This window comes from Bacteroidales bacterium, assembly GCA_026418905.1.
In the GTDB taxonomy this organism is placed as follows: Bacteria; Bacteroidota; Bacteroidia; order Bacteroidales; family DTU049; genus JAOAAK01.
Genome location: JAOAAK010000004.1, coordinates 33,926 through 60,744 on the forward strand (window position 1 = coordinate 33,926; position 26,819 = coordinate 60,744).

Consider the following 26,819-nt stretch of genomic DNA (forward strand, 5'->3'; position numbering starts at 1 on the left):
GTGTTAATTTTTTATTTACAACGAAAAAGTGAATTGAATGAAATAATTTCTGCCCCACCCATAATAATATTTGGGTGGAAATTTAGATATGTTCTTATTTTCAAAATCAAACCGATATTGTTCAAAACCAGATGTTTTAAACTTTTTATTAAGTAAATTGTTGATCATAAGATTAAATCCAACTTGTCTTCCTTTTATTCGCCAGTTTTTTCCAGCCGAAAAGTCGAGGTAATATAGATCGTTCATTTTAACTTGTTGTGTAATAGCATCGATGAGTTCCTGTTGGGAAGGAGTAAGACCATCTAGTGCAGATTGCATACGTCGTTCCGGATTAAAATCCATGTACATGTTTGTTGCATAATGAGCAGTAATTGTAACTATCCAATTGCTCGGAGAAGTATATTTTATCCCCCCTGAAGCTATAATTTGAGGTATGTTAGGAACGTAAAAATATTTGATAAATACCAATCCAAATGTATCAGGTTTTGATTGATTTTCAACATTGATATGAGCTGTTGGGCGAGAAATAAATCGATAATTGCCAACATTAGCTGCTGCCTGCAAAGCAAATCCGGGTATGATATTGATTTCTACACCCGATTCTAATCCTTGAAAAACTTTGTCAATACCCCACATCACCACATTAACATAAGTCTGCAGCTGATCATGATAAAAAGAAATGAGATCGGTTTGATCAAGAATAAAAGTTTGATAAGTACCGAATCGAGCATTCCATTTTAAACCTTTGTAAAAATACGTTGCATCGCCAGAAAAAATCTTAACATTCTTTAAAACTGAAACCCACTCATTACTAAGATTGGGTGTAATAAAGACTTGATTGGTTTTAGGTGGAAGATATAATCCCCCTGCATTAAACTGTAGATAATGTCTTCCTGTAATCTTATATGTAACACCTCCTTTAATGGCACCCATAGGGAAATACTTCACTTCTGATTTTCCCTGAGAATTATCTGGAAATCTACCATTTTTCATAAGACCATATCTATATGCCTGAGTAAAACCAACCTGGGCTCCAGCATATAAGTCAACTTTAGGAAAATAGAAACGATTAAGTCCATATGCGTTGAGAGTATTAGTATGGAGATAATAATTGTAACCAAAAATGTCGTTTTCCTTAACCTTACGGTTTGGGTAATTAAGGTCATTCTGTAAAAGTAATGTATTGCCCGGAAAATCACGTTCGGCAAACTGATCAATATCTAACCAATATTGAGCTCCCAGCAAATCATCAACAACCTTAAAATAATGTGTTCGTTGCAAAATTCCTTCAATACCTGCATTAAATAAAGCATGTTCTGAAAAAATTGAATGAAGGTAAGATCGTAACACAAAACGTTGCTCATCTTTCCTAACTTCTTCGAGTATGTAATGAGCTCTTCCATCTTCAGCAATGTTAGAAAGGTAATTAATTTGATAAAGTTGATTCCAGTTGATTTGTCTCCTTTCGAGTTCGTTCCGCCAAACATTTTCTACCATATTGGCAATAGTTGTATCGGTCTGATAGCTTGGCAAATAGCGGTAATAATCAGGACGTGGATCAGGAGCGTTGTACCAGTTCAAGCGAGTTGTTCCAAAACGACCAGCATTGAAACTCAAAACTGAATAAATTTTGTTTTTTTCATTGACTTTCCATGTATGATTAAGCATCAAGTACGGTATGTGAATATTTCTAACACGTGCATTTCTGATTTTTCCTTCTTGAAAACCCCAATTGGGGTTATAAAAAATATCATCAGCAAGATTAAAAGCTTCATCCGTAGCTGGAGCTTGTAATCCACGCCGATAAGGAGAACCAAAAAACGTAAATGCTAGTTGATGGGATGAGGTTATTTTTTTTTCAACTGATAAAAAATATGCATATGCATCCATCCATGTACCGGGAATATATCCTTCTTCAGCCCATCTTTTGGAAAATGATAAAGCATAAGCCCATCCACTATTGGTTAAACCAGAAGAATAAGTAAACATAATACGATTATTATAAGTTCGATTAGAACGAGCTAAAGAAAGATGGATCTGTTTAGGTATTTGAGCCGCTGTTGAAAAATAATTGACCAAGCCTCCAATGTTACCCAAAGAATAAGCAGCTGGAATGATTCCTTCACTGAATTCGTTAAAACGCACAACACGATTCAGACCAGAAAATTCAGTATAACCCACCATTCCACTTTCATAGTCGTGCATGGGAACACCATTGATGTAAACTTCACTTAATCCTTGATCGTAACCACGATATTTGTATTTTAAATTAGTCCAAGCAAAAGATGAAAACTGCAAGAAAACATCCTTGCTGGCAGAAAGAATTCCGGCTACTGGTTGTATATACTTGTCATTTTCCAAGTCCATTTCTAATAATGAAGGCACTTGATCATCAGTCTCGTCCTGTACTTTTCGGTCCATTTGATATTGTAAAACGACATCTTCTTTGATAGTAAGGAAAAAACTAAGAGATTGAAAGCCTTCAGCATAAATCTGAACCGGGTAAACTCCTGGTGTTAACTCAAAGGAGAAAAAACCGGTTGAGTCTGTCATTATCTCATTGTCAAAAATTTTTATTTGTGCACCTTTTATGGGTTTATTTGTCAGTTTATCCATCACATAACCTTGAAAAGAGAGATTCTGAGCGAAACCTATGCTCCAGCAGAATAATAAAATCCACCATAACCTTTCTTTCTTCATTTTTTTTGACAAATATCTAAAAAAACTTTAAACACGTGATTGAGCGAAAGTTAAATTTCCATGTTATCGATTAAGCGAACATTATCTATCCAGGCAGCCACCAAAGCTATGAGAGGCTCTTTTTTCTGATCCTTAACCGGTTTTAAGTTTTCAGCATTAACTATGGTAAAGTATTCCAATTTAAAATGAGAATTTGAGGTTATTTTATCTACACAAATTTCAATAACTTGTTCAATATTTTTTTTCTTAATCATTGCTTTTGCAAGTAAAAGTGTTTGATAAAGTAATACGGCTTCTTTTCTTGCTTCTGGTGATAATCTTACATTTCTGCTGCTCATAGCGAGTCCATCGTGTTCACGAATGATGGGCATAGGTTTAATTAAAACGTGAGGATATTCATTTTTGGCCAATTCGCGCACGATGAGATACTGTTGATAATCTTTCTTACCAAAATATGCAATGTTAGGGCTGATTATGTCGAACAAGCGAGCAACTACGGTAGCAACCCCATTAAAATGTCCCGGTCTGAATTCACCTTCCAACAGATCATCCAATCCAGGAAAACGATATTCCCTCGTAGGACTAACGGGATACATTTCTTCATAAGGTGGAATAAATACAACGTCACATTTTTCTTTTTCCAAAAGTTCTAAATCTCTTTTTTCATCCCGTGGATATTTTTCTAGATCTTCCTTGTTATTAAATTGGAGTGGATTGACGAAAATGCTACAGACAGTCAGATCAGCTTCTTTTTTCGACTGGCGAATAAGAGAGAGATGACCTTCATGGAGATAACCCATGGTGGGGACAAAACCTATTTTACTAGGAAAATGGTTATTTTGGAATTCTTCAAGAAAAAGCCGGTATGATGAAACCGTTCTAAAAACTCTCATTTTCAATGATTTTAATTTGCTTTTGTTTTTTATGTAAACTTTTTTTATTATCTTTGCAAAAGAAAACAAAAGTAATAAAATGGAAAAAGTAAGGGTATTATATGTAACGCAGGAAATGGTTCCTTACATGAGAGAAAGCCAAATGGCAATTATCTCACGATATCTTCCCCAAGGTACTCAAGAAAAAGGCAAAGAAATTCGAACCTTCATGCCACGATTCGGACTAATTAATGAAAGAAGACATCAATTACATGAAGTTATTCGTCTTTCTGGCATAAATATCATCATCAACGAAACCGACCATCCACTCATTATTAAAGTGGCAAGCATTCAACAGGCAAGAATGCAAGTGTACTTCATAGACAGTGAAGACTTTTTTAAGAGGAAATTTTACTTACATGATGAAAATAACAAGTTTTTTGTAGACAACGACGAAAGAGCCGTATTTTTTTCTAGAGGCACTCTTGAAACAGTCAAAAAGTTAGGATGGGCACCTGATATTGTCCACCTTCATGGATGGATGTCCTTGTTGGTTGCACCTTATTTGAAAGAAGTCTATGCAAAACATCCTCTTTTTTCTGAAACCAAGGTCATAATTTCTCTTTATGATGATCATTTTGAAGATCCTTTATCAGAAAATATTGCCAATACCATTGCATTCGATGATCTTACAATAAAAAAATTACCCCACCTTCAACAGAATCCTTCTTACATTTCCCTCGTAAAAGACACGTTAAATTATTGTGATGGTATTATTATTACCAGCTCAAATGTGCTTTCTGAAATTGTTGATTATGCACAGAACTTGAATGTCCCTGTTCTCACACATACCGATGAAGACAATTACATTGAAATTTATAATCAATTTTACGACAAAATATTTATCCCCGAAGCTATTTCATTCTAATATTGCTATTCTTATATTTTCTTACTTAAAGATAATGTTCGAAGCTAGTCTTTAATTTCTTTGAGCATCTCTAAAGTTAATTTCTCACCAAAAAGTTGTTTGTTTTTCTTTATTTTTTCAATACTCCAATCCCACCATCTAAGCTCAAGAAGCACATCAATAATTTCAGGGCTAAAACGATATTTGATAATTTGAGCTGGTACACCACCCACCACTGCATATGGTGGTATGTCTTTGACAACTGTAGAATTAGCTGCAATAACTGCCCCGTCGCCTATTTTCACCCCTGATAATATCTGTGCACCAGTGCCAATCCAAACATCATTACCAATTATGATGCTACCTTTTGAAATAACATCTTTTACTAAATCTTCTCCCCAAAAATTTCTATGAATATAATATATGGATATTTTAGAATGATCGTGAAAGTATTCCTGAATAGTGACATCTCTTGCAATCGAACAAAAATTGCCAATCATAATAGGATGAATACAACTTAAAACTTGTATGTTCGGTCCCCAAAGAGTTGTAAAACGACCTATCTTAACATGACCACTGAGAATTGATCTGTAAATTACAGAATATTCATCCACTGACACATAACCGTGTAATTCCGACGAAAATATTTTTGCTCTCCTATTAACTTCTGCACGATAATCAATAAAAGACAATCTTTGCAGAATTCTATGTTGGATATACTGATATAATTTATTACTTAATCGTTTATAAAATCGCATAGTCTTTGAACAAAACGTGTATAATTCACTTCAGCATTAAAATTATTCAAAAAAAATTTTTTTATTTCTGATTTTGAAAAAGGAAAGTAAAGAGCTTTTTTTACAGTGGAAACCATATCTTTAACATCATTTGACATGGGCAACAAAAAACCTGTTAATTCATTAATAACTATCTCAGGAATTCCCCCTACTGGTTTCGCAACAATGGGTACTCCAAAACTGATAGCCTCCATCATAGATACAGGTACACCTTCACTATCACTCAAAGACAAAAACAAATCTATTTCATACTGTTTGTAAAAATTTAAAAGATCCACGTTTGAGACTTTTCCCTTTAATTCGTATTGAACCTGTTTACCCAAATACTTGCAATTTGCTTCTACATCAGGACGAGATTCTCCGTCGCCAAAATGAATCCAATACACAGCTTCATCAAGTTCGCTTAATAAAAGAGGAATTAGATGAATATTTTTGAGCGGAACTAATCTTGCTACTGATACGATGAGCTTTTTATCTGTATATCGTTTTTTTTCTGAGACAGAATGATCGTTAACACCTAAGTAAGAAATTTCAATTTTATCATGAAATTTGGCTTTAACTTTCTTTTTTAAGTAAGTCGATCCAAGTGAACTAATAACAAACAACTTTGAAATCATTTTCATTTTCCATACACGGAAAGGTACACCTATATCACCCCACCTTTCATCATACAAATCGTAGTTATGAACCCTTGAAATAAATTTGAACCCTTTATTAAGTTTCTTTTTCATCATAGCGATAGCCAGTACTTTATTGCAAAACCAATAGTCGTAAAACACAGCATTGGTCTTAGCTTTAAAAAAATGAAGCATCTTATCTTTCATGTATAATTGTTGAGCCAAATAATCTAATAGCAACTTATAATTTTTTAATACTTTCACAAGACCCTTATCTTTAACCTCTGTGAATAGAATTTGAACGACCAAATCAATATTTTTAAAAATGAACAAAAATTTCTCGAACTTAGATAGTTCTTTCCACAAAAAAACATCAGAAACCTTTGCCTGGGGGGGTAAATCCCTCATGCCTTCTTTTCGCTGGGTTGGAAAAATCCATATTTCAGAAAAAAACCTAGCTAAATAAATAATTTCAATTTCTAAATATGGTTCACCCTCAATTCCGTACGGAAACTCGGAAGTAAACAAATATAAAATCGTATTATTCTTTTCCATTTTATTCATATATGCTTTTTTATCAAGAATACCATGGAATTGTACCGGGATAACGTTGAGTGTGAATTTCTTTGACCATTTCGAACAAAGAATTTTTGAGCAGTTCAATATGTATTTTTTTTAATGCAGAAATATAAATGGCTCTACATCGATATACATTTTCATATTCCAAGCATAATCGGTTCAAATACTCAATATCTAATTCAGGCAACGCGTCTATCTTATTAAAAACCATTAACATAGGCTTATCAATAGCACCAATATCTTCTAATGTAGTCTGAACAGTATGTATTTGTTCAGCGAAAGAAGGATGAGAGACATCAACCACGTGAAGCAGAATATCAGCATCGCGTACCTCATCCAAAGTTGATTTGAAAGATTCAACAAGTTGATGGGGTAATTTTCGGATAAATCCGACGGTATCGGATAATAAAAAAGCCAGCTGATTAAATGTTACTTTACGAACAGTCGTGTCGAGAGTTGCAAAAAGTTTGTTTTCGACAAAGACATTACTTTTCGACAACAAATTCATCAAGGTAGATTTGCCAACATTAGTATATCCTACCAATGATACACGGATAAGATGTTTTCTGTGTTTTCGTTGAGTTTGCTTCTGGCGGCCTATGAATTCCAATTCTTCCTTGAGTTTGGCTATTCGTTCTTTAATTCGACGACGGTCAGTTTCGATTTCTTGCTCACCAGGTCCGCGCAAGCCAATACCACCTCGTTGTCTTTCCAAGTGAGTCCACATTCGTGTTAATCTAGGCAGCATATACTGTAGCTGAGCAAGCTCAACCTGTGCTTTAGCATAAGCTGTACGAGCCCTCAAAGCAAAAATGTCTAAAATAAGATTTGTCCGATCAATTACGCGACAACGAAGCACTTTCTCGATTTCTCTAACTTGGGATGGAGTCAGATTATCATCAAAAATAGCAAGTTGAATCTGATTATCGTGAACGAAAGAGGCAATTTCTTCTAGTTTACCCTTACCAATAAAGGTTTGAGGATCTGGCTTAGGAAGTCGCTGGACGAAACGCGCGACCACCTCGGCCTGTGCTGTGTATGCTAAAAATTCCAATTCATCAAGATATTCTTTCGTTTTCTCTGCACTTTGCCCAAATAGTATTAACCCAACCAAAATAGTTCGTTCTCGAGCAACCATGATTACTTGTTCCCAAGAGAGAAAAGAACAAAAGCAGATGAAGCTATCAAAAGATTTAGCACAAAACTTATAGTCAAAGGAAAAGTAAAAGAAATGTAGCAATGATATAAAGCTATAATACCCAACCCAAGGGATGAAATCAAAGTCAAATCATGGGAACGAGAAAAACCTCCAATAAACAACGTTACGGACAAAGCTACAAAAAGAAAAGAAATCCAAAATGTGAATGTGTGAAATTCGAATTCTTTCAACTTATCCCAAAATAAAATATATGCTAATAGTAAAAAAGTTAATCTCATCATCCATGCAAATATGGGATATACATTTTTTGGAGGTTTCATGCTACCAATTTTTAAAGCCAATAATTTCCCTTACCTGCCGAATTGTGTTTCTGGCACTAATACGAGCTTTTTCTCTCCCCTCACGGATAACTTTTATGATATATTCTTTGTTCCCAGCAATACTTAAAATTTTTTCACGAATGGGTGTAATAAAATTTATCATATCAGCGGCAAGTTGTTTTTTCATTTCGCCATAACGGATAGTACAAGAAGCATGCTGTTCATAAAAATATTCAACAGTTTTCTTATCTGAAACTATCGACATAAGGGTGAATAAGTTAGCTACAGGAGGAGAAGGTGGTTGATTCATTTGAGTAGGACCCGTATCGGTAACTGCTCTCATAATTTTTTTCTCAATGGTTTTATCATCATCTGTAAGATATATGGCATTATGTTCGCCCTCACTTTTACCCATTTTTCCACTCCCATCAAGCCCAGGAACTTTGATTAATTCACCTTCAAAATTAAAAGCTACTGGTTCAGGGAAAAAATCAACCTCGTACATACGGTTAAAACGCTGAGCGAAATTACGAGTCATTTCAAGGTGCTGTTCTTGATCCTTCCCTACAGGAACTTTCTCTCCTTTATGAATTAAAATATCAGCAGCCATTAGGGTTGGGTATGTAAGTAATCCTGCATTCACATTATGAGGCTGCAAACGAGCCTTTTCTTTAAAAGTAGTTACCCGCATGAGTTCACCAAGATAGGCATTCATATTGAAAAACAAGTACAGTTCTAATGTTTCAGGTAAATCACTCTGTAAATATAAAATAGCTTTTTCTGGATCTAGCCCACATCCCAAAAATTCAGCTACGACATGCATAACATTGCCTGACAAATCATTTGGCTTGGGGTGGGTTGTCAGACTATGATAGTCAGCAACAAAAAAATAACAAGTATGTTCTTCCTGCAGACAAATAAAATTACGGATAGCTCCGAAATAATTTCCCAGATGTAATTTTCCTGTGGGACGAATTCCACTAACGACTATACTCATGGGGTATTATTTTGATGTTCATTACTTGATAGTCGCATATCTTTTACATTCAATTGAACAGTAACGTTACCATTCCATTCATTTTCTTCGATCGTGTAAACCATGTCAAATGAGTTACCCTTTTCCAACAAAGGAAAATAATCTCCTAGTTGAAAAGCAATGCCAGGGATTCCAAAATCCTTATAATGCCTCTGGGTTACCATAAGTTTAATGTGATTATTATTCAGCAACCTGGAATAACCATTGTCATAAACTTCTTCGGTTATAAAGACTGGGTTAGGATTTTCAGGTCCAAAAGGAGCAAAAAGTTTAAGAGTATTGTAAAATTTTTTGCTGATATCATTAAAGTCAAGATATGCATCTATTTCTATAACCGGGATAAGCATATCTTCACTTATACGCTCGTGTGCATAATTCTCAAAGACCTGACGAAATTCTTCAAAATTTTCTTGTTTAAGCGACAAACCTGCAGCATATGTGTGGCCACCCCAATGCTCAAGCAAATAACTGCTGTAATACAATGCATCATAAATATCAAATCCCTTAATGGAACGAGCACTTCCTGTAATCACGCCATTTTCAGAATTTCCCGAGAAAACAATGGTAGGTTTATAAAAATACTCCGTTAAACGACTAGCTACAATACCTAGAATTCCCTTGGGCCAGTTTTCACCTAGTACTATACAGGTTTTTTTATTCTGAAAAGAAGGATCTGACTCGATCATTTGAATGGCTTGTGCTGTTACCTGTGCATCTATGTTTTTTCTTTCAATATTGAAGTCGTTAATTACACGAGCATAGTTTTTTGCTTCACTCAAATTGGTACTAATTAGTAGATCCACGGAATTTTTACCAGTATGCATACGACCAGCTGCGTTCACTCTAGGACCAACAAAATAAACCAAATCTGAAATAGAAATATAACGTGTAAAAACATAATTTGTTGTCAAAAGAGTTTCAGGTTTTCTTTTAATGCCAGCTGTTTCCAATAAGGCTTCTATGGCAGCAGAAGGGTTTTCGTTAATTTTCTTCAGTCCATAATAAGCTAATACTCTGTTCTCTCCAGTAATAGGTACGATGTCTGAAGCGATACTTAAAACTACCAGATCCAATAAATCATAAAGATCTTTGAAGTTAAATCGATGATAATGAGCAATTGCCTGCAAAAACTTAAACCCTACTCCACATCCCGACAATTCTTTGTAGGGATAAGAACAACCTTTTTGTTTAGGATTGAGGATGGCTTCAGCATCAGGTAGTACATCACCTGGCAAATGGTGATCACAAATAATAAAATCGATATTTTTTTCACGTGCATATGCGACCTTATCAGCATCTTTTATCCCACAATCAAGGGCAATAATGAGGCGAATATCTTTCGAAATTGCATATTCTATTCCCTGGAATGAAACACCATAACCTTCTTTATACCGGTCAGGTATATAATAATCAACTTCTAAGTAAGGAAATTTGGAGGTTAAAAATTTATACATCATTGCTACGGCAGATGTACCATCCACATCATAATCGCCGTATAATAAAATTTTATCTCTATTCTTTAAAGCTTTGTTGAAACGATTTACGGCCTTGTTCATGTTAAGCATCAGAAAAGGATCATGAAGATGGTAAAGCTCAGGTCGGAAGAAGCGACGTGCTTCTTCAACCGTCGTTATACCTCGCTGTGCAAGAAGATTAGCCAGAGTTGTATGGATATGTAATTGGTTTTCCAGCAAACGAACAATCTCTTTATTACCCGGCTTTTTTAAAACCCATCTTCGCAATTGTGGCATTTAACTTATTTATTTGCAAAGTTAGTCAAAAGCTCATTATCTAAAAAGTTTCACCACATCATTGATGTTGGCATAAAGTAAAAGGAAAATGAGTATGATAAAACCAACATATTGAGCTATTTCAAGAACTTTATCCGAAGGCTTCCGACCTGTAATCATTTCAACAAGTAAAAATAAGACGTGCCCTCCATCTAGCGCCGGTATGGGTAAAATGTTAAGAATAGCTAAAGCTAAAGAAAGAAAGGCTGTTAATTGCCAAAAAGAAAACCAATCCCATTGCCCAGGAAAAATTTTACCAATCGTGATGAAACCACCAACATTTTCATATCCTTTGATTTCTTTACTAAAGATAAGTTTAAGTTGTTTCCAATAATTAGAAATTCCCTTGAAGGTCTTGGCAATACCAGCAGGTATTGCCTCAAAAAACGAATACTCTCTTTTTTCAAAACGATAAAATTTACTTAAATCTGTATCAACGATAATTCCAAGTTTTCCACTAGAATTGACAAAAGCAGGAATATGAAGAACCTCATTTTTTCGTAAAACTGTTAATATAACCGAATCTCCTGCATGCTTATGTAGTTCGTCTTTAAATTCATCATAAAACGAGATAAAGCGATGATTTACCCCAATAATTTTATCGTTAACCAGCAAACCTGAATTTTTGTTAGGAGAAGTATCTGGTATAGCGGCAACAAAGACTGGGAAACGAGGCATGAGCAAAGAAATTTTTTCAGCTTTGATGATATTTTTCAAAATATCTGGTGAAATAGGAAGTTTAATCGTATCGTTACCACGAATCACCGTAATACTTTGGGCTTTCTCAATCACCAGTGTCGGAATGATCTGGAAGAAATCTTCCACTTCTTTGTTTTCAATAAGATAAATTCTATCGCCGTTCTGCAAACCGGTTGACATTAGAAGGGAATCAACCATTACCCCGTTTTTCACCTCTCTATTGGGCAGGTATGATTCACCGTATATCCAAAGCATAAAAATGTAAATTAAAAAAGCAAGCATGACGTTCATCAAAACTCCAGCTATCATAATGATAAATCGTTGCCATGCTTTCTTGCTACGAAATTCATCAGGTTTTGGTGGTTGTTTCATCTGTTCTTTGTCCATCGACTCATCGATCATACCTGCTATTTTGACGTAGCCTCCAAGTGGAAGCCATCCAAGGCCATACTCAGTTTCACCCCTCCTAAATTTAAACAAAGAAAACCAGGGATTGAAAAAAATGTAAAATTTTTCAACTCTGGTTTTGAATAACCTTGCCGCAAGATAATGTCCTAATTCGTGAACCAATACCAAAATGGTTAAACTTAAAATAAGCTGAAGAATACGAATCGTTATCTCCATGTTCATATATTTTTTAACGTTTGACAATAAGCAATGGTAAGCCTGTGTAAATCTATGATTTCCTCAATGGAAGAAGTATTATGGTTTGACAATTTTTCCAAACATTTTTCTACCATGACTTGCATATCAAGAAATGCGATCTGATTTTGCAAAAATAAAGATACGGCGTAATCATTTGCTGCATTTAAGACACAACAAGCAGAAGGACCTGCTTTAAGTGCTTCATAGGCAAACTTTAAATGCTTAAAAACCTCGACATCTGGCTTGAAAAATTGCAATTCTGGAAAATCGACAACATTTTGATGTAGAAAAGAAGCATACAGGCGATTAGGATAAGTTAGAGCATACAAAATAGGAATCCGCATATCTGGAACGCTCATCTGGGCTTTCATCGATCCATCAACAAACTGAACCATGCTATGAATGATAGATTGAGGATGAATGATAACTTCTATTCGACTGGGATCAAGTCCGAAAAGCCAGTACGCTTCTATAACCTCAAAACCTTTGTTCATTAATGTAGCAGAGTCGATTGTAATTTTATCGCCCATCCTCCATGTCGGATGTGATAAAGCTTCATTTAAGGTAACATCGATCAATTCATTTCTTTTTTTACCCCAAAATGGACCACCAGAAGCTGTTATAAATATCTTTTCTACAAAATGTATCTTTTCACCGAGTAGACACTGCAGTATGGCTGAATGTTCGCTATCGATAGGAACAATAGTGGCACCAGTTTGCTTAGCAAGTTGCATGATGATATGCCCTCCAGATACCAACACTTCTTTGTTGGCAAGAGCTAACCTTTTACCGGATTTAACAACACTAACTGCCGGTTCTAAGCCATGAATTCCTACGTAAGCCAATACGACTACATCCAATGGTAATTCTTCAATTAACTGATATAGTTCATTCTCCGTATCGAGCACTTTGACCTCTTTTTGCTCAAGAGATTGCTTTAGAATTTGATTAGCTTTGGTATCATGCAAAAAAACCCATGAAGGTTTATACACACTTATTTGCTGAAGAAACAATTCCACATTTTGATTCGACGTCATTAAAACAACTTCAAAACCATCCGAAAATGAAGATATAACTTGTAAAGTTTGCCTTCCTATGGAACCCGTGCTTCCCAACAAAGCTAACTTCACTGGTTTCATATGGCAAAAAAGTGAGATGGATTCACAGGCATAAGATTATACCATAATTCAAAATGGAGATGAACACCTGTTGTGTTTTTACCAGTGTTTCCAATTACTGATATTGGTTCACCCCTCAAGACAGCATCACCTTTACGTTTCAACAATAATGAATTGTGCATATAAATTGATATCATGTTAGGTGTGTGTTGTAAGATAATAGTATTCCCTCCTTGAACTGTCCAATCAGCAAATATAACTACTCCATCATCCACAGCAACAGCAACACTACCTTCTTCAGCAGTTAAGTCAATTCCATAATGCCCTTTACTAACATCAAAATCATTTAACAAAATTCCATTAGCAAGAGGCTTTACAAGAAACACATTACGAATACCTCTTTGCTTTTCTGTTTGAACATTATATGAAGTACCCAATTCGTTCCTATATGAGATTAAGGTAGTTGCTAGAGAAGTATCTGTCATGCTCAATAGTCTAACAAATCTCATGAGAAATTGTTCTTGAACTTGCATAATTCTTTCTAAGCTATCAGCTTTTTGTGAAAGCCGAATAATTGTCGACTTTTCTTTGACGTCACCATAACCAGGAATATATTCTCTGAGAGGGGTAAAAGCTATAACAAAAGTGGTTAGAACAACCAACAAAAGTGAAACAAGTCCTACCACCACCACTACATTCCATCCAGAAAGTCGTAAAGAAAACATCTCCCCTAAGGTTTGGTCATCCATTATTACCAAGCGGTAAGGGTGTTTCCATAATTTTCGCCAAAAAGTCAAATTTAACCTTCGTCTCATATTAAACAATTATGCAAATATCTGTATTTTTAAAAAAAAAGACCGTCACTTTGGACGGCCTTCCTAAAAAGTCTGACAAAAAAATTAACGCACAATTGTTAATTCGTTAATTATATTCTTTGCATCTCCTAATTTTTCTATAACAAACAATACATAACGAATATCTACCGATATCGTACGCTGAACCTCAGGTTGATATTGAATATCGCTGCTCATTCCTTCCCAATTACCATCAAAAGCTAACCCAATCAATTCCCCATTGCCATTAAGTACAGGGCTACCTGAATTACCACCAGTGATGTCATTATTTGTTATAAAACAAACATATAAATTCCCATTCTCAGCATAAGAACCAAAATCTTTCTTAAGAAACAATTCCTTTAACTTAGAATCAACAATAAATTCCTCATTATCAGGATCTTCTTTCTGCAATATCCCTTCGTAAGTTGTACGATAGTCATATTTTACAGCATCATATGGATAATAATCTTGCACTGTCCCGTAAGTCATACGAAGACTACTATTAGCATCTGGATAAAACTTCTTGTTGGGATTCATTTCACGCAAACCTCTAATGAACAAGCGACTCGCTTCTTTGATTTTGTTTTCAGAATCTGAATATTTTCCATAAATGAATCTTATATTTTCAATAAAGGAAATTGTAATCGCAAACCCAGGATCTTTCGATATAACTTTATACGAAGGGTTCTTCAAAAAATTCATGCATTTTTCCTGATTGACAAATATACTTGTAGAATAAACATAATCTGCCCATTTTTGAACATCACCTTTAAATTTCTTGCTGTATAACTGATCCTTAATTACAGATGCTTGCAGAGAATCAGGAACATCTTTTATATACATTTTCATCATCTCTACAAAGATCTCCTTGTCAAGTGCTGGATTATAGTTCTTGAAGTAATCTTCAGCCTTCTTGATGGCTTCATCAGCCGCACTCTTGATAGCATCAGCAAACTTATTTTTCTCGTTTTTAGTTGCTTTGCTTTGTTGCTCGAGTAAATTATTTAATTGAAAAGCCATAAGAAAAGAATTATATATAAATTCAGGTCCTTGAAAAATTCCATCATTCAAATACCAAAAAGCGATGGTATAGCTCTTTAAGTTTTTATACCCTTCCTCAAAATCCTTCATAACATTTCCGTATACTTTCTGCCTTTCTAGGGAAGCATATACCCAGTTGAGAAATTCATTTTCCAGCTTTCTCCTCTCTTCCATTACATTCCAGCGTTTAAGCCCTTTCGATTGCCCTATGAAATATTTCCAATAATTAGCAGTTTGAGCATATTTAGAAGCATATTGTAATTTAGTCTTTGGATCAGCATCCATGTATTTTTTCATGATGGCTAACTTTTTATCACGAATCTTGACAATAGTAGGATTGTCTTGATCCAGTGCTAATTTGATCCCATAGGATGTAAGATATCTTTGTGTTTGACCCGGAAATCCAAATATCATGGTGAAATCATTCTTATGAACACCCTTGATGCTAACGGGGAGATAATATTTTGGCTTTAAAGGAACATTGTTTTTGCTATATTCTGCAGGTGAACCATCTGGGGCAGCATAAACCCTAAAAATAGAAAAATCGCCCGTATGTCGAGGCCACATCCAATTATCGGTATCTCCCCCAAATTTTCCAATATTACTCGGAGGGGTACCAACAAGACGAACATCTTTGTACGTATGATAAACAAATAAATAATATTCATTCCCTTCAAACATTTCCTTCACCACAACGTCATATTTCCCCTTCTCCGAAGCATCTTTTTCAATTTTCTTAATGTTTTTATTAACAATGGCACCCCTTTCCGCACTAGACATACCTTCCGTTACACCTTTTAAAACTTGATCGGTCACATTCTCCATCCTAACAAAAAAGGAAATTGTCATGTCTTTGATGGGAATTTCTTCCTCCAACGATTTTGCCCAAAACCCGTTAGTTAGATAATCATGTTCGAGTGTACTTACCGATTGAATGGCATCATACCCACAGTGATGATTGGTAAAAATAAGCCCCTGTGGCGAGACAACCACACCAGTACAAAAAAAGTTAGTTCCACCAGTCTGAGAGTTACCAAGTCCTACAATAGCATCTTTGATACTGGGCTTATCAATACTATAAATTTGCTCTGGAGTAAGATTGAGACCCAGTTTTTTCATGTCTTGGTAGTTCATCTCAGCAATATACATCAAAAGCCACATCCCTTCATCAGGCGGCACATAACTCCAAGCAAAAACGTAAGTAAATAACCATGCTACTAAAATCTTTTTCATATGAGTTAGTTTTCGGGCAAATTTAAAGAATACATTTTGACACCACAAAATATTTTTTTTAATATCAAAATCTCCCACATCAAAAAAATCTTAGGCTAAAAAAAAGAGCTACCCGCCATGGAGTAGCTCATAAAGAACTCCTAAACTAAAAAAAAATTATTTCTTCTTACACTTCTTTACCTCTTCGGTGAAATAATTATATGCTTCAAACAAACCTGTATACTTGGAAGACAAATCTGATTCCAATGAAATGCAATTCAGTTCTTTGGTCAAATATTCTGTGGAAGATTTATCTTTAATTTTTTCTAGCTCTTCGTAGCATTTGCAAACAGATTCAATATCTTCCTTTTTGACTATATTTTGAGCGTATTTCTTTTTAGCATCTTCTATTTTCTCATCTAATTCACCTAATTTCTTAGTTCCAGAACATTTTAAATATGCATTTTCAAAAGCCTTTTCTTTACTTTTACTTTTAACATCTTTGTATTTCTCATTTATTTGAGTAGCTATATCAAGTACCTTCTTTTCTTGAGCTTTTACGGAGTCAATGGGTGCATTTTTTTCCAACAATTCTAATAATTTTTTCTGGGCTTCACACAAGGTGATAGCATCCTTTTTTACTTCTTTGTTGCATGCCACCACTGCAACTGCAGCAATAACTAAAAAAACAATTTTTTTCATACAATTTATTTTTAGATACGCAAAATTAAAAAAAAAATAAATATGCAATAAATATTTTTAATTTTTATAAATTAACTTTGAAAAAAACTTTCTAGACTAACTCTTGGTATCAATTCAATGAACGTAGAAACGCATTTATAAATAAAGTAAATCTGGCTATTCAGAAACAACATTTTAAATGAAATTTTACAGTCAACGAATGACTTAACATGCTTTTTGACGTAGGAAGTTTTTTTCGAAATTAGAGCTTTGGTCGAATCTAGCGAAATCCAATTTACTTTAAAAACAAGCAAAACCTATTTTGGAGATGGTATCGTATCGGGATGAGTTTCATTCATAGCCGTAGTGCTTTTGCATTCTCCCAAAGTTTTACAGTCCGGCTGGCTTACTAGGTGAATCCCATTGAATCAAAGTAGCACGCATTCAAGAAATACCTCTATAACTTGGAGCTCCTCTTATCGGACTTATCAACTCCTTGTGGAGCAACCGTACAGAAAATTATCCCATGCCTAGCCGCCTATACTCGTATTTTCCGGAATAACGAACACATTTCTGGTATAATCGCTCAAATCTCTCCGATCATAGAACCTGCAGCCGATGGAGCATTATATTTACCCGTCTTAACTGACTTCATTTTTATGATTGATAAAACCCGCTATCTGTTCCCAGCTGGACCTGACGTGATATATTAAAAATATCTCTATGAAAGAATTCGAGGCACGTGTAAACAAATAAAAAGAGGTGTAACTCATTTGTTATACAATGATGAAAAGCATGCTTTACTCGTGTGAGAAAACCACTAATTTATAAAACAACTTCGAGCCACTTGCTATCACCTTAAATGTTGGTTTTTGAAAACAGACAAGCATTTTTTGAAAAATCATCACTGACGATCCTAAAAAAAGTTACAATAATAATTATTCATATCGTCGTAGATAGGATAGTTTCTTCAAAGTTTAAGCTAATTATGCCCCCTCATCAGATTCGTCCTTTTAAACAGTAACCTTATTGGTATCCTACTCAATCGGTCCAAAACATTAGCTGGCGTCCTCCACATTAAAGTATGTTATAAAGGTGTTCGTTTTGTAAGATTTTGGATGGATTTAAAATTCATCTTCAAGCTCTCAAAGATATATCCAACTTTCTACATGGTATTAATCAGGAATATGATGGCGTTATTCGTGATGGAGTTAAATTATCATTTGCTTTCTGTGAGGCTGCAATGCCTAAAATTGCTGGTATTCTCCTAAAATCATATGGAAGAGCCTACATAGTTGTGTATAGTAAAAACATTGGTGGCGACTTTATTTCACTTGACTTATAGCCGAAACAGCTGTAATGAGCCCAGAATGTAATAAAAAAGTTCGTAAAGGAACTTAAATCAACCGAAAATTCTAAAAAGCTACTCATAAAAAAAGCAAAATCGAAATCGATAATCCTTTTCAACTGGAAGCTCTCGGACGTTATTGTAAAGTAATTTCTCCATTTCAACATATTAACATCTCATTATAGCTTTTGAAATCCATCAGATCAAATAATTCAGTTTACTAAGGAAAACATGGAAATAGCCCGAGTAAGCATAACTAAATATATAATCCAAAGAATATTAATAATAGCATTTTGAGTAATTAGAATAATTAAACAATTGGGGCATGTTCCTGTGGCTTTCCGTAAGAACAAGGAGAAAGGTGTTTTGCACGCAGATCAAGATAATGAAACTATGGAATCTGAAAAAAGATTACATGATCCCATTACATTTCTAAACGCAGCTAAAATCATCAAATTAGCAAAAGATATCAAATCGACATAGTTCATCCTTTCCTTGTTTATGCTTCTGAATATTTTTCTCATTGCAATTGCATAGGAAATATCGATATCAAACGAGATCACACAATTTCTGGATATTAAACAAAAAATTACGTTCATATGCCAGCAAAGTACGTTTACAAAAAAGATGTTAGTCGTTTGTTTAACGCTTAACACAAGACGACAGAAAATTCAGAATTTACTTTTCTCAAAATTCTCATACCCTATCATCAATGATGAAATCGTGGAAATTACTTTGCTTGAATCTCGTCACGAGGGATTTTGTTTTTTATGGAATAATTAAAAATATTTTGATAAAATAAAATCCAAAAATCAAAACAAATATACAGTTCTCGTCAATGGTGTAGAATACAACTTTTCTATTGAATCCATCTCTTCATATCTTAGAAAAAAAATGCTAGAAAATACTAATGGGACTAAAAAAAGTACTATTATCTTAGCAAGTATACCTAAGAAAAATCACCGAATTCATCGCGCAAGAAGGGGGATCTCGTTAAGGAAGGATAACCTCTTTTTCAACTTTGAAGTTATAAAAATGCAAAATAAATTTTTCTTTCCTGTAATGAGTCATGAAGAAGGTAATTATTAGATCACAGCCTCTGTATCAAAGATGAACCCCTTAGAGAAATTTCAGATATAAATGAATAAGCTTTAAAAAGCAAATCCTATACATGTACCAAAGCGAATAGAAAACCCATCAAATACAATCCCATTATATTCATAATCAGAAGAACCAGAGTTAATTACTTTCTGGCTAGATGTATAATATGCTGGTCCAATAAAAAAATCAGCTACAATACGTTCGTTAATAATATATTCTTTTCCAATCAAAATTCCACCCCCAAACATCTGGAGAATAACTCGTGCTTCAAAAGTTTTTTCATCCACTTGAGGGGTGGAAGGATCATCTTGAATATACACATCTCTTACAGACCAATTCTGATAACGTATGAAGGGAGCTACATAATAGTCTTCAAACACTTTATTAAAATAATAACGAAATTCTGGAGTTAAACCAAAGCCAGTATATCTGCTGTCTTGGGAGCCTGTCAAGTATGATGAATATGTGGTAAAATAAAAACCTATCTGAGCAGAGTGTAAATCGGTTAACTTTCTTTCATAAAAAGAACTAAATGTTGAAATAAGCAAACTTAGCGTATTAACCTTCACCACATTTTCTTGGGGAAAAGCTTGAACTACACACAAAAAAAACACACTTAAAGAAAATAACTTTTTCATTGACAGTTTTTTCATATTTATCAAAACCTATGCCAATGGAATTCAACCTTGTTTTATATTTGGTTTTTCTAGATCATATCCTTTCTTACGGTCAATAGCTTTAAGAATAAATGCAAGGAAAATAGCGATTAATCCAAAACCCATAAAAATAAGCATTGGTAAGGTGTAATCATAAGCGGGACTATTGTCAGGATTAACAGATACCTTACAATAATTGTCAAGTACCCAACCTATTAAGTATGGAACACCCATAAGTCCAATGTTTTGTATCCAGAAGATCATGGCATATGCAGTTCCTAACTGATTTTCAGGTATAATTTTGGGAACTGAGGGCCACATTGCTGAAGGAACAAGAGAAAAACCTATCCCTAAAATAATAAAAAGAAGAATGGCAAAGATTGGATTATCCAAACTTGGAATGCTAAACATACCATGAACAAAAGCAACCAAAAAAGCTCCAATGATCATGATCGTAGCTCCTTTTCCTTTTCGGTCATATACAGTTCCAAAAAGTGGTGTTAAAAGTATAGTACCAAAAGGCAAAAGAGTGGGAAACCATCCAGCTAATGTTCTCGAAATACCAAATTTCTGAATCATTAAATCCGAAGCATATTTAAGAAAAGGAAATACAGCTGAATAGAACAACACGCAAAGCAAAGCAATTAAAATCCAACCAGGATTAACAATTATTTTTCCAATATCGGATATTCTGAACTTTTCAGACTCATCAGCTAATTCACCAGCTTCTGTTCCAATTTCAGTATCCAATTTTCTATCCATGAAAACATACAAGAAAAATCCCAATAAGCCAATAACCAACATAAGTAACCCCACAAGCACTGAACTAGAAGCACCATTCCAATATTCTGCAATCATGGGAGAAAATCCGAGCGCTAAAGCAGTACCAATACGAGCAGTTGCCATCTCAAGTCCCATAGCAAGCGCCATTTCTTTGCCTTTAAACCATTTTACGATTCCTCGAGATACTGTAATACCAGCAACTTCAACTCCTACCCCAAAAATAGCAAAACCGATAGAAGCTAAAAAAACTTGCAAGTCGAACTCAGTCCATAAAAAATAAATGGTATGTCCCCTTAAACTGGAATCTGAAATAGCATAAAATTTTAAAAAAGTTCCAATTATCATTACCAATATGGAACCTATTCCTGTGAGGCGAATTCCTAACTTATCCAAAATAATCCCACCAATAATAAGCATAAATAAAAAAACATTGAACCATCCATAAGCACTGGTAAAAGTTCCATATTCTGTTGAACTCCAACCATTCTGAGTTTCAAGCAAATTTTTCAAAGGAGCCATAACGTCGGCAATAAAGTAGCCTGTAAGCATAGTAAAAGCTAGCAATGACAAAGCCAACCAACGTGCGCTTTTACTTTCCCTTAATGATTTTTTTACTTCTTCCACCATAATATTAATTTTTGCAAATCTAAAAAAGTTATCATAGAAAAACTTTTTTTTTAAAAAATATGAAGTAAAAATTTTTCTTCAAAAAAGGGATCCGGATGGAAATGCTTTAGAGGGAAAGCCTCATACTTGCACGATAAATTTCTTAATTCTGAGAAAACATCTTGACCTTTGAGTAATACATAGCGTGGCATACCATGTTTAGCTAAAAAATTCAAGTTTTCAGTCCATTTAATTATTTTACCCAGAGGTGCAACAGCCCTTGCAACAATCATATCGACTTCCATTCGTAAATTTTCAACCCGTTCACATTTGGCAAATGTATTTTTTAAATCCAACGACTTTATAATATTTTCAACTGCCATTATTTTTTTACCAACTGAATCAATAAGCAAAAAACGAGTTTCAGGAAAAAGTATTGCAAGAGGTATCCCAGGAAAGCCACCTCCCGTGCCAAGATCCAAAATCAACTGATTCTTTATAATAGTAGTCTTCCAAGCAATAGATAAAGAATGAAGCACATGATGTTTATAAAGATGTAAAATATCTTTTCTCGAAACTAGATTAATCCTTTCATTCCATAAAGTATAAAGCTCCCATAAGGATTCAAAGCGTTTTTTTTGTTCTTCAGATAAATTCTTAAAACAGTCATAAATCAAAAACAACTCTTCCCTCGCAAAATCTGGAACTTCCATATAATTAAGTAATTAAAAAGGGGGTAATCCCCCCCTTTTGATTTTTTACTATTGAATCACAGTGATTGGAATCTTCACAATTCCCTTGTCAGTTGTAAGTTTGATAAAATAATTTCCGGTAGGCAACACTGGAAGTGAAACTTTTAGTAAAAACTTATCCTGAAATGCCCAATCGACGTGATCTACTTTTTCCCCTAACATGTTATAGATGACAAGCGAGTGCACTCTCAACTCATGAGGACATTCGATAAATACGTTATTTTGCACGGGATTAGGATAAATTTTTAGCATAGAATAAAGGTCATCAGATAGCCCCTGGTTAGTATAGGTCTGAAGCATTATACATGTAGTATCATTGAACTTATAAGGATCATTTGAAACTACTGTATATGCACAAAGTTTATATGAAGGAATTGATGTGCTTGGACCGGGATAAGTATTAGGAAAGGTTACCTCGGCTATATGATCTGGTAGAAGAGTTCCTGTCCATGTCGTTGATTGTAACGGATAACCTGTACTTACCTTATAACGGACAGAAACGGAATTTAAAACATTCTTACCAAAATTTTTAATTTTTACCTTTACTTCTACTTGAGATCCACTTAAAGTGGAATCGGTTGGAGAGATGATTTCTACAACACCGGCATCCTGATTGGCCTTAGGTGTTAAAATTCTGAAGTAATCAACTGCCATACCTTCAAAATTATTAGAAGCGTTTGATTTAAAGCCTATTCTTAGCTTGACATAAGGTCTGTTGGAGAGTTCAGCAGCACGATAGTATGCAAGTTTCCAACCATTGGTATTTTTACTCCACCCAGGGGTACCAGTGATATAAGAATTAAACCAATTATACCCCATAGCATCATTAATAGCACCCAAAGAATTCCATGTAACACCATCCAAACTATATTGAACAAAACCACCATCATAATTCTCTTCAGCATGTATCCAATAGTAGAAAACAATATGAGGAGTGTCAATTCCCAAAAAGTTCATGAGTGGTAGATCCAAATATGATTCTGCATTGTTTGGATAATTACCTGTTAAATTAGTAACCCAACACTTTTGCCCAACAGCAGCATGATTAATAACAGTAGCACTTGGTTGACCATATTGCCAAAGCGTACCTGATGTAGTTAAAAGACTGTTGTTATCATTTGTATCAGCAAAGAAAATGATATTAGGTAGGCCGTATAAGTTCATACATGTTTTGTCATTGAAAGTATTACTATCTCCTACAACAACCGTATAGGCACAAAGTTGGTTTGTTCCATAATTCGGCACAATGTTTCCAATGGTATATTGCCTTGTAGTATCAGGCGGTAAAACATCTGAAATAGTAAACGTTACAGGATTTTGATTGTTAAGCTTGTATGATACTGGTATAGCAAATAAAGTATCAGTTCCAAAATTTTTTACTTTTACTTTCAGCGGTATTTGATTTTGACTTATTTCGACTGGTGACGGAGATATTATTTGAACTACACCAGCATCTTGTGGTATTTTTGGCATTAATAGAACTCTATAATCTTCGACTTCACCCCAAGTAAATGTACCGCAAGGACCTGTATTGGAAGCATTTCCACTTTCACGAAGAACTACCCTTAATTTGGTAGTACCCATGTAAGTTTGAGGTGGAACAACTAAAGTTCCACTAACCGTATTCTGAGACTGAGTTGCAGAGGAAAAGACCAATTCCCCAGCATCCTCAAAATCTCCATCTCTATTGTAATCAATGAAAACATTTACCCAACATGAATACTGTGTCGAATAACCTGGTGGAAAACCACTTCTTACACTGATGGGATAAGAAAAACCATTGAAAAGTATAAATGGAGGCAAAGTATCGTAATTTTGATAAGTTGCCCCAATAGCAGGATTATTATAAGTAACAGATCCTATGGTGATTCCAGTCAGATCTTCATAACCTGGACTTGTTGCTGATGCTGTACAATAGGTAAGCGGACTGTTAGTAACAGATTTGCTGGCAGTATCATTCACTTGTACATTATCTCCACTGTAACTCACAAAAGCCTTGATCTGATAAGTTTGAAATGCACTCAGATTAGCTGTTTGATTGAACGTATACACAGACTCAGAACCATGATTTAAAGTAGCAGAGTATGTTTCGAAAACAGGTGATGTATTATTAATACGGTATCCTACTTGAAAATTGCCTACAGGTTGAGTTCCTAAATTTTTAATTTTAATTTTTACCTGTTCTTGACTAGATAGTTCGATTCCACTGTTGGGTGAAATGATTTCAAGACATGTAAGATCATAAAGTGGAGTTCCTGAAGTATAAACCACCTGAACACTGGGTTGACTATGACAACCGGGTTTTTTAATTTCTACTTCATCAACGTACCACCCATCACCAGCTATACTACCATCCGAGTAAAAAATTAAACCTATCTGAAGAGTTGCTTGTGTTAAATTTAATGGTATTTTACCATATGTATTTATGTAATTTTGAGAATTACCACTAAAAAATCCTCCGCTGGTAGAACTACAATTTGCAATCGGGTCAACAGCTATAGAACCAGAACCCGTATAAGTACCCTGATATGGTATGAGACGTTGCCAAGCCCCACCATTGATGCGGTAAGCAATATAAGCTTTATCGCAACAGGATTCTGTGTTATATTTATGCCTCATGTAAAAAAGTAAGGTATCTCCACCTACATTCATAACTGGGCTGAGGAGTAACTGAGAACTATTAGTTGAAGGATCCTGTGCAAAAGCCACCCCTATTCCCCCAGCTGAATTCCATTGCCAACTGTAGGTAGTATAGGTACAAGGAGTTAAAGATTGCCATCCCTGCAAATTATTATCAAACGTATAACGATATCTTATTTCTGACGAATTAACAACATAATAATACGTTGTATCATACAAAACAGGTGTAGTATAAGCATTACCTTGACCTAAAAGTTGAGTTAATAAAGGATCAGCAAACCAATAAATATTACTTGTTCCCGTTGCTGAAACAACAGTAGAAGTTCCATAAGGTATAGTTACAGGATTCACAAGAGGTGAAGGTGGAACAATGAGCGAAAGTATATTTGTTTTTAAAGTATCATTGAAGCGTATAATATCAGAAGGTTCAGTAACATATACCTGCAACACAAAAGACGTATCGTTGACTGTTGCTGCAAGGTTTACTGGCGTAGTGAAAGTAAATACTCTGATCTGTCCTGGAGGAATAATGATATTGAGATTTTCTGTTACGGGAGAATTCTGATTGAGTCTGTATGTAATTGTAGCCATGTTATTCAAAGGTAAAGTATCTGTTCCATTGTTTTTAATTCTAACAACTACAGGTTCTACTCCAAGACCACAACCTGTTACTGGAGAAGTAATATCAACAATTTGCAATTCATAAGGAAGTGGTGTAAATTCATCAGCTCCGATGTCTGGATTAGATAAACTTCTTGGTTCGTTGTCAATATCAAAAAGAACACCTACAGGAGTTCCAATATTATTTAAAACAGGATTAATGGTGTGTAAATTCTCAAGACTAAAATATTCTGGATGAGCACTTATTGAGTTACCATCTTTTCCCGTAGCTGATTGCCATGCAGCCAAATTGTTCTGATTACTCGTGTAATAACCAAGCACACTCCCAGTCGTGTACAAATCATTGTAATTCGATTCAAATGTACCACCACTTACATATACACTATATCCACCACCCATGTTCGCCCAAATGTTGTTCTTGTAATCCACATTATTGCTATAATAATGATACAACGCCCTACCACTAGTCGCACTCGTACTCCCAATACGAACCGAATTATGATATACATTGTAAAACGTAGAATAATACATGTAAATCCCATACGCCGTACCCGTACCACCTACCACCACAAAATTGTTCTCCACCCTACCACGAACGCTCGCATCACCATCACAATAATACAAATACATCCCATAATACGACGGAATCACCACCCTGTTCCTACTAAATACACTATAATCACAATAACCACCATATATACCATACGGCGACGAATATGAAGTCCCAGTCTTCACATAATTCCCCTCACACAACAAACCACGCTGATAATACACATACATACCACTATAATAAAAATCCCTTATATCATTCCCCTTCATCACTACACCACTATCCAACAACGTACTGCTATACCCATACCAATATATACCATAACTACCATTCCGAATCTTATTACCCACTAACCTCACATTGTGCTCATTGTTACTACTCGAACTGTATACCACCGCATAATCCGTAGAAGTAGACGACACCACCAAACCCTCCAACTCGCAACCCTCCACCAAAATATCCCTCGAACCACCTTCCACCACCAAACACCTACCATAACTCGTACCATTCGACTTCAACTTCAAATTCCTTAACCCTACACCCTTCGTGCCCTGTAAATTCACTACATAATTCACCGAACTCGTGTTCGCATTCCTCAATACCACAGAACTAGGTACACTACCCCCACCCTCAAATATCACCATACCCACTACCCCAGCCCCAGGTATCTGATAATTAATGTTCAATATCGTATCATACGTCCCAGGAGATATCCTCATCACCACCGTGTCACTTATGCCACATTGCCTCAAC

General features: G+C 35.0%; 19 protein-coding genes and 1 pseudogene. 3 read left to right on the plus strand and 17 right to left on the minus strand.

All coding sequences use genetic code 11. The features are described from left to right. Nucleotides 1-15 precede the first annotated feature (15 nt). Together N2Z72_01355 and panC are read right to left on the minus strand one after the other, a co-directional pair. Nucleotides 16-2,700 carry a TonB-dependent receptor gene (locus tag N2Z72_01355; GenBank protein ID MCX7696324.1) on the minus strand — a complete coding sequence of 895 codons (2,685 nt, stop codon included), beginning with the start codon at nucleotides 2,698-2,700 and terminating at the stop codon, nucleotides 16-18. Between the two features lie 50 nt (nucleotides 2,701-2,750). Then, a complete protein-coding gene (gene panC, locus N2Z72_01360; protein MCX7696325.1) occupies nucleotides 2,751-3,593 on the minus strand; it encodes a pantoate--beta-alanine ligase in 843 nt (280 codons plus the stop codon). A 79-nt stretch (nucleotides 3,594-3,672) separates the two neighbouring features. Between panC and N2Z72_01365 the strand changes: the two genes are divergently transcribed. Next, nucleotides 3,673-4,500 (plus strand): glycogen/starch synthase, encoded by an 828-nt coding sequence (locus tag N2Z72_01365; GenBank protein MCX7696326.1) that lies wholly within the window; start codon nucleotides 3,673-3,675, stop codon nucleotides 4,498-4,500. Nucleotides 4,501-4,544: 44 nt separating this feature from the next. Here the strand turns inward: N2Z72_01365 and N2Z72_01370 are convergent. The 11 genes and pseudogenes from N2Z72_01370 to N2Z72_01420 all read right to left on the minus strand — a co-directional run bounded on the left by N2Z72_01370 (nucleotide 4,545) and on the right by N2Z72_01420 (nucleotide 17,030). Then, a pseudogene (locus N2Z72_01370) lies at nucleotides 4,545-4,832 on the minus strand (CatB-related O-acetyltransferase). Between the two features lie 383 nt (nucleotides 4,833-5,215). Further along, nucleotides 5,216-6,457, minus strand: a complete 1,242-nt coding sequence (locus N2Z72_01375; GenBank protein ID MCX7696327.1) for a glycosyltransferase — start codon at nucleotides 6,455-6,457, stop codon at nucleotides 5,216-5,218. Between the two features lie 13 nt (nucleotides 6,458-6,470). Then, a complete protein-coding gene (hflX, locus tag N2Z72_01380) occupies nucleotides 6,471-7,610 on the minus strand; it encodes a GTPase HflX (protein ID MCX7696328.1) in 1,140 nt (379 codons plus the stop codon). 2 nt (nucleotides 7,611-7,612) lie between these two features. After that, nucleotides 7,613-7,951, minus strand: a complete 339-nt coding sequence (locus N2Z72_01385) for a hypothetical protein (GenBank protein ID MCX7696329.1) — start codon at nucleotides 7,949-7,951, stop codon at nucleotides 7,613-7,615. Nucleotide 7,952: 1 nt separating this feature from the next. Further along, nucleotides 7,953-8,948 carry a tryptophan--tRNA ligase gene (gene trpS / locus N2Z72_01390; protein ID MCX7696330.1) on the minus strand — a complete coding sequence of 332 codons (996 nt, stop codon included), beginning with the start codon at nucleotides 8,946-8,948 and terminating at the stop codon, nucleotides 7,953-7,955. Continuing rightward, nucleotides 8,945-10,738 (minus strand): single-stranded-DNA-specific exonuclease RecJ, encoded by a 1,794-nt coding sequence (gene recJ, locus N2Z72_01395; protein MCX7696331.1) that lies wholly within the window; start codon nucleotides 10,736-10,738, stop codon nucleotides 8,945-8,947. The genes trpS and recJ overlap by 4 nt, the downstream gene beginning before the upstream one ends. Nucleotides 10,739-10,774: 36 nt before the next feature. After that, complete coding sequence (rseP, locus tag N2Z72_01400) at nucleotides 10,775-12,100, minus strand: RIP metalloprotease RseP (GenBank protein MCX7696332.1); 1,326 nt, start codon at nucleotides 12,098-12,100, stop codon at nucleotides 10,775-10,777. A 2-nt stretch (nucleotides 12,101-12,102) separates the two neighbouring features. Continuing rightward, nucleotides 12,103-13,260, minus strand: a complete 1,158-nt coding sequence (dxr, locus tag N2Z72_01405) for a 1-deoxy-D-xylulose-5-phosphate reductoisomerase (protein ID MCX7696333.1) — start codon at nucleotides 13,258-13,260, stop codon at nucleotides 12,103-12,105. After that, entirely contained in the window at nucleotides 13,257-14,054 is a 798-nt protein-coding gene (locus tag N2Z72_01410) for a M23 family metallopeptidase (protein MCX7696334.1), read from the minus strand. The genes dxr and N2Z72_01410 overlap by 4 nt, the downstream gene beginning before the upstream one ends. Before the next feature lie 84 nt (nucleotides 14,055-14,138). Beyond that, nucleotides 14,139-16,349 carry a S46 family peptidase gene (locus N2Z72_01415; GenBank protein ID MCX7696335.1) on the minus strand — a complete coding sequence of 737 codons (2,211 nt, stop codon included), beginning with the start codon at nucleotides 16,347-16,349 and terminating at the stop codon, nucleotides 14,139-14,141. A 156-nt stretch (nucleotides 16,350-16,505) separates the two neighbouring features. Next, the gene (locus tag N2Z72_01420) at nucleotides 16,506-17,030 is read right to left on the minus strand and encodes a hypothetical protein (protein MCX7696336.1); all 525 of its coding nucleotides are present in this window, start codon (nucleotides 17,028-17,030) and stop codon (nucleotides 16,506-16,508) included. 443 nt (nucleotides 17,031-17,473) lie between these two features. On the opposite strand from N2Z72_01420, the gene N2Z72_01425 reads away from it, so the two are divergent. Beyond that, on the plus strand, nucleotides 17,474-17,722 hold the full coding sequence (locus tag N2Z72_01425; protein ID MCX7696337.1) for a hypothetical protein: 249 nt from the start codon (nucleotides 17,474-17,476) through the stop codon (nucleotides 17,720-17,722). Nucleotides 17,723-18,123: 401 nt separating this feature from the next. Then, complete coding sequence (locus tag N2Z72_01430) at nucleotides 18,124-18,354, plus strand: hypothetical protein (GenBank protein ID MCX7696338.1); 231 nt, start codon at nucleotides 18,124-18,126, stop codon at nucleotides 18,352-18,354. Between the two features lie 1,154 nt (nucleotides 18,355-19,508). Here N2Z72_01430 and N2Z72_01435 read toward each other — a convergent pair. The 4 genes from N2Z72_01435 to N2Z72_01450 all read right to left on the minus strand — a co-directional run. Continuing rightward, nucleotides 19,509-20,096, minus strand: a complete 588-nt coding sequence (locus tag N2Z72_01435) for a DUF3575 domain-containing protein (protein ID MCX7696339.1) — start codon at nucleotides 20,094-20,096, stop codon at nucleotides 19,509-19,511. A 42-nt stretch (nucleotides 20,097-20,138) separates the two neighbouring features. Next, nucleotides 20,139-21,524 (minus strand): MFS transporter, encoded by a 1,386-nt coding sequence (locus N2Z72_01440; protein MCX7696340.1) that lies wholly within the window; start codon nucleotides 21,522-21,524, stop codon nucleotides 20,139-20,141. A 50-nt stretch (nucleotides 21,525-21,574) separates the two neighbouring features. Next, the gene (rsmG, locus tag N2Z72_01445) at nucleotides 21,575-22,216 is read right to left on the minus strand and encodes a 16S rRNA (guanine(527)-N(7))-methyltransferase RsmG (protein ID MCX7696341.1); all 642 of its coding nucleotides are present in this window, start codon (nucleotides 22,214-22,216) and stop codon (nucleotides 21,575-21,577) included. 48 nt (nucleotides 22,217-22,264) lie between these two features. Then, nucleotides 22,265-26,819: GEVED domain-containing protein (locus tag N2Z72_01450; protein MCX7696342.1), on the minus strand; the 4,555-nt coding region annotated here is incomplete at its 5' end.

Coding starts and splice junctions, on each gene's coding strand:
- N2Z72_01355 (MCX7696324.1), bottom strand. CDS start 2,700: ATGAAGAAAGAAAGGTTATGGTGGATTTTATTATTCTGCTGGAGCATA.
- panC (MCX7696325.1), bottom strand. CDS start 3,593: ATGAGAGTTTTTAGAACGGTTTCATCATACCGGCTTTTTCTTGAAGAA.
- N2Z72_01365 (MCX7696326.1), top strand. CDS start 3,673: ATGGAAAAAGTAAGGGTATTATATGTAACGCAGGAAATGGTTCCTTAC.
- N2Z72_01375 (MCX7696327.1), bottom strand. CDS start 6,457: ATGAATAAAATGGAAAAGAATAATACGATTTTATATTTGTTTACTTCC.
- hflX (MCX7696328.1), bottom strand. CDS start 7,610: ATGGTTGCTCGAGAACGAACTATTTTGGTTGGGTTAATACTATTTGGG.
- N2Z72_01385 (MCX7696329.1), bottom strand. CDS start 7,951: ATGAAACCTCCAAAAAATGTATATCCCATATTTGCATGGATGATGAGA.
- trpS (MCX7696330.1), bottom strand. CDS start 8,948: ATGAGTATAGTCGTTAGTGGAATTCGTCCCACAGGAAAATTACATCTG.
- recJ (MCX7696331.1), bottom strand. CDS start 10,738: ATGCCACAATTGCGAAGATGGGTTTTAAAAAAGCCGGGTAATAAAGAG.
- rseP (MCX7696332.1), bottom strand. CDS start 12,100: ATGGAGATAACGATTCGTATTCTTCAGCTTATTTTAAGTTTAACCATT.
- dxr (MCX7696333.1), bottom strand. CDS start 13,260: ATGAAACCAGTGAAGTTAGCTTTGTTGGGAAGCACGGGTTCCATAGGA.
- N2Z72_01410 (MCX7696334.1), bottom strand. CDS start 14,054: ATGAGACGAAGGTTAAATTTGACTTTTTGGCGAAAATTATGGAAACAC.
- N2Z72_01415 (MCX7696335.1), bottom strand. CDS start 16,349: ATGAAAAAGATTTTAGTAGCATGGTTATTTACTTACGTTTTTGCTTGG.
- N2Z72_01420 (MCX7696336.1), bottom strand. CDS start 17,030: ATGAAAAAAATTGTTTTTTTAGTTATTGCTGCAGTTGCAGTGGTGGCA.
- N2Z72_01435 (MCX7696339.1), bottom strand. CDS start 20,096: ATGAAAAAGTTATTTTCTTTAAGTGTGTTTTTTTTGTGTGTAGTTCAA.
- N2Z72_01440 (MCX7696340.1), bottom strand. CDS start 21,524: ATGGTGGAAGAAGTAAAAAAATCATTAAGGGAAAGTAAAAGCGCACGT.
- rsmG (MCX7696341.1), bottom strand. CDS start 22,216: ATGGAAGTTCCAGATTTTGCGAGGGAAGAGTTGTTTTTGATTTATGAC.